This window comes from bacterium, from assembly GCA_030652805.1.
Lineage (GTDB): Bacteria > JAHJDO01 > JAHJDO01 > JAHJDO01 > JAHJDO01 > JAHJDO01.
This window is the reverse complement of record JAUSPT010000027.1, coordinates 1-4154: the sequence shown is the minus strand read 5'-3', so window position 1 is coordinate 4154 and position 4154 is coordinate 1. Positions and strand designations below refer to the sequence as shown.

Annotated in this window: 6 protein-coding genes; 2 read left to right on the top strand and 4 right to left on the bottom strand. The window is 38.6% G+C overall.

Going from position 1 to position 4154, the window contains the following annotated elements:
• On the top strand, window positions 1-294 hold a 294-nt coding region (locus tag Q7J67_02060), incomplete at its 5' end, for a hypothetical protein (GenBank protein MDO9464071.1).
• Between the two features lie 23 nt (window positions 295-317).
• The gene (gene hemW / locus Q7J67_02055) at window positions 318-1400 is read left to right on the top strand and encodes a radical SAM family heme chaperone HemW (GenBank protein MDO9464070.1); all 1083 of its coding nucleotides are present in this window, start codon (window positions 318-320) and stop codon (window positions 1398-1400) included.
• Window positions 1401-1466: 66 nt separating this feature from the next.
• Here the strand turns inward: hemW and Q7J67_02050 are convergent, their stop codons facing one another.
• The 4 genes from Q7J67_02050 to Q7J67_02035 all read right to left on the bottom strand — a co-directional run.
• Window positions 1467-2612, bottom strand: a complete 1146-nt coding sequence (locus tag Q7J67_02050; protein MDO9464069.1) for an MFS transporter — start codon at window positions 2610-2612, stop codon at window positions 1467-1469.
• Between the two features lie 133 nt (window positions 2613-2745).
• Window positions 2746-3234: a tRNA (N6-threonylcarbamoyladenosine(37)-N6)-methyltransferase TrmO gene (tsaA, locus tag Q7J67_02045; GenBank protein MDO9464068.1), complete on the bottom strand. Its 489-nt coding sequence runs from the start codon at window positions 3232-3234 to the stop codon at window positions 2746-2748.
• Between the two features lie 129 nt (window positions 3235-3363).
• On the bottom strand, window positions 3364-3567 hold the full coding sequence (locus Q7J67_02040) for a hypothetical protein (GenBank protein ID MDO9464067.1): 204 nt from the start codon (window positions 3565-3567) through the stop codon (window positions 3364-3366).
• Window positions 3568-3727: 160 nt separating this feature from the next.
• The coding region (locus tag Q7J67_02035; protein MDO9464066.1) for a hypothetical protein at window positions 3728-4154 on the bottom strand (427 nt) is incomplete at its 5' end.

The window sequence follows — 4154 nt, the reverse complement described above, 5'->3', positions numbered from 1 at the left end:
ATGTTCTGGGCAGAGTCACTCCTTTTGGCAGAGACAGGAAATATGACGGGTGCAGTTCAGATAGCAGGTACTGACTCAGTAACGCAGTTGCCTTTCTTCGTTACTGCATGCGACTATACAATTATAGGGGAAGAATTGTATGCCGCATCTGCCTATCTCTCAAAAGAACCCGTGCTTACGGGCAGTATAAAGGCACAGGACTGGGGAAAATTGATTATACTGGTTCTTATCATACTCGGTGTTTTCACGGGTATCTTTGGCCTTTCCTTCTTTTCAATCATTCTCGAAGTATAACAATAAATTGTCCGCCATATTTTATGCCAGGACTTTATACACACATTCCATTCTGCATCAAAAAATGCAGGTATTGTGCATTTCATTCTATCCCCTATTCCAGCCAACTGGTGTACCAATATATTCAGGCTTTCCGAAAAGAGGTAAAGAGGCGAAAGCAGGATTGGAGGATGATATTTGATACCATATATCTTGGTGGTGGCACTCCATCAGTGTTAAAGACCTCTGAACTGCTTGAGATAGTAGATATCGTCCATAATAATTTTGACCTATCTCCTCTGGAGTTTACCATAGAGGTTAATCCTGGCACAGTTAATAGAAATAGTCTGCTTGCCTATAAAAAAGCAGGGATAAACAGAATAAGTATCGGGATTCAATCTCTTAAAGACAAGGAACTTGCATATCTTGGAAGGACACATACAAAGAAAAACGCCATAAGGTGTGTGAATGATGCAAGATATGCGGGCTATGAGAACATCTCTGTTGATTTGATATACGGAATACCACTACAGAATAGAGATTCGTGGCTTTCAACACTAAAAGGGGTAACAAAACTTACCCCAGCCCATATCTCGGCATATTCTCTCTCATACGAACCCGACACGCTATTATATGGAGAAACCCCAATGAAAGAGGAGAAAGAGGAGATATTATATTATGATATGCTGGATTACCTCGGAAGTAAGGGATATATACAGTACGAGGTGTCTTCCTTCTCAATTCCCGGGTACCATTCAAGGCACAATCTCAATTATTGGAACGGGGGGATTTACCTTGGACTTGGTGCATCCGCTCACTCATACGATGGGAGGTTCAGGTCAAAAAATCCGTATCTTAATGAGTACATAGAGGGTAAGCTACCCTTGAAAGAGGAAATTGACAGAGAGAAGGCGTTGGAAGAGTATATTATGCTGGGATTAAGGAAGAGAAAAGGGATTTCTATAGAAGAAATCTCTTGTAAATTTGGCAGAACAACAGCAGAAAAAGTCCTGAAGGAAGCATATGCTTTGGAACTTGATATTGATGGTGAAAGGGTGAGAGTCCCGAGAGAAAAGCAGTTTGTAACGGATGCAATTATCCTTTCTATTGTTTCCCACCTGAAGTAAAAATCAGCTGATTTCTCTTTTGGCTTTTCGGTATTGCCTATGTACTACGATTTCGTTTAACCCTTTTTATTTCTCCTTTATAAATATTAATATTACGATTGATAAAATCGTTAAGCCCAAAGAAAAATAAAATGGCATAAATATACTAATTCTGTCCCAAAGCATACCTGCAATAAGAGAAGCTGGTAAGGCACACAGACCAACGACCATTTGAAATCCGCCTAAACTGCTGGCTCTGTATTCTGTTGGGGCAAGTTCTGACACAAATGTTTTTTGGGCTGGTTCTAATGCTCCCTTATGTAAGCCATATAAAACAAATGTCAAAATAATTGCCAGACGACCCTGAATAAAGATAAAACTCAAACATACCAATCCCCAAAAAATATAAGATAACATCAACACTGATCTTCTTCCTATCTTATCACAAAGCTTTCCGAAAGGTAGAGAAAAAACAGAAGCAACAGCAGTAAATACCAGGTACAATACAGGTACAAATGTTATCTGAAAACCAAATTCCTTTGCATATATAAGCAAGAAAGAGTAACTAAAAGAGCCAAGGGCAAAAAAAGAGCTTAACAGAAGGAATAATTTAAAATTCTTATCTAAATCTTTCAAAGAAGGTCCTTTGTAAATTCTAACATTTGCTGGTTTTTTTTCTTTTATCAAAAAGAGAATTAATAATGCTCCAATTACTGAGGGTATTGCCGCCAGTAAAAACAAATTCTTATATCCCAATAATCTAAAAAGTAAAATACAGACTACGGTACCGCATACAGCCCCAAGGTGGTCCATAGTTCGCAATAATCCAAAATTTTTGCCCCTATTCTCCTTTGTAGAAACATCGGCAATAATAGCATCTCTGGGCGCACCCCTTATTTTCCCTGCTCTGTCCAGGATTTTAAGTGGAATTAAATGTTGCCAGACTGTTGATAACGCATAACCAATCCTCGATAACGACCCAAAAAGATAACCTGTCCAGATAAAAACTTTCCTTTTTCTTATTCTGTCTGATACATAACCGGAAGCGGCTTGCGATATTGAAACTATTGCTTCTCCCAAGCCGTCTATGAGGCCAAGAACAGCCATATTTGCACCCAAAACAGATGTCACAAACAACGGCCAGATTGGATAAATTATATCCGAGCCTAAATCATTTAAAAACGAGGCTAATGCAAATGTTCTAACTGTTTTTTTTGCTTCCTTTTGATTCATAACAATAACCTAAGGTACATTAAATATTTTTGAATTCTGTCGCCCCGAAGTTGATTTCGCCTAACGGCTCGCGCATTTGCGAAGTCCTGCCTTTGGTGGGGTTTGACTTAGCGGAAGACGCATGACACATAAATCATTCCATAAATCTCCCATCATCTTTTGATGTTGGGAGCTTATGAATGTTTTTCTCAAGCCATCCTATTTTTATAGCGTTTTTACCATCAAATTCTGGCGCATAAGGTTTAATATCCAAAAGGGGAGTTCCATCTACCATATCTATATCTCGAATATGAAGTGTGTTTCCATTGATTTTGACGAGGCGCACTGTTGAAATGCCGATTGGATTCGGTCTACTTGGGGCTCGCGTCGAGAAAACTCCACGAATTTGGTCATCCATGTATGGCTTCACTTTTAATGATGATTTTTGGGATAAATGGAGGTAGTATATCAAAATGATGTGAGAAAAGCCTTCAAGATCCTTTAGCCCTTCAGCATATTCAGGGAATATTTCAACTGTGCCATCAATACCTTTGGCAGCTGCAGGTTGTATAGGTGTTCCCTTAAGTTCTTTGAATGGAGAATGAATAATTCCTATTGGCTTGTACTTTATTACTTTATTCATAATTTCATTTCTGTATACACGCAATTTCCGATAAGGGCTTGCGTGTTTGTGAAGTTCCCCACGAAGTGGGTAATTTGGGTGAGCGTAGCGTTATGCGAAGCATTCCGAAGAGTCAGCGCGAAGAGATGCTTATTTCTTCTCAAGTGCTCTATATGCTGGTTTTATTGCTGCTAACACGGCAATTACAGCATACCAATACCAATTTAAACTAAGCAGTGGTTCCCAAAGTTTTGCTATCATTAAAACAAAACCAGCAACACTAAGTTGTATTAGCTTTATATCTATCCAGCTTAATTTTTTTACTTTTGAATCTGCCCAAGTTTTAAAACTCATATTTTTACACCTCCTTTCTAATTATTTTAGATTAACTTATATATAATTCTTGCATCCCGAAGCCGATTGCGTATAACGGCTTGCATGTTTGCGAAGTTGCCGAAGGCAATTTAGCGAAGCGCCGCAAATATACTGTTATACGCCATGCCCTTAGTTTCCCTCACTTTAACAAAAGCTTTGCAAATATTACAATCGCAAAATCGTACTTAGATTTGATGCTCTCTACCGTCTCACTTTCTCTTAGCCCTTCTATACCACCTCGATTTGCAACAAATGCAAATATAGGAACTCTTTCCTCGGGAATAAGTCCCTCACATTTTAAAGGGCCTTCTGAAAAAGCCCCATATACCGTATCTAATTCAGCTTCAAAACTCAGTCCACCACCTAGAGGTGTATAAAATGCGATTTTCAATTTATGGTTATGGTGATGTAAAAAGACCAATAAAGTATCTTTGTCATCTTTAGCCATCCTGGTCAGCGAACCTTTTCCCCCTGTACGTATTTTCTTTCCATTTCCAAAATACTCCTCTGTAAATTCTATCCCATACCTCTTATCAGGGACTTCATATATAAATCTTTGAAATGTA

What these genes read in the sequence shown, in the direction of transcription:
- Q7J67_02050 (MDO9464069.1), bottom strand. Translation starts at nt 2,612, where the DNA reads ATGAATCAAAAGGAAGCAAAAAAAACAGTTAGAACATTTGCATTAGCC.
- tsaA (MDO9464068.1), bottom strand. Translation starts at nt 3,234, where the DNA reads ATGAATAAAGTAATAAAGTACAAGCCAATAGGAATTATTCATTCTCCA.
- hemW (MDO9464070.1), top strand. Translation starts at nt 318, where the DNA reads ATGCCAGGACTTTATACACACATTCCATTCTGCATCAAAAAATGCAGG.
- Q7J67_02040 (MDO9464067.1), bottom strand. Translation starts at nt 3,567, where the DNA reads ATGAGTTTTAAAACTTGGGCAGATTCAAAAGTAAAAAAATTAAGCTGG.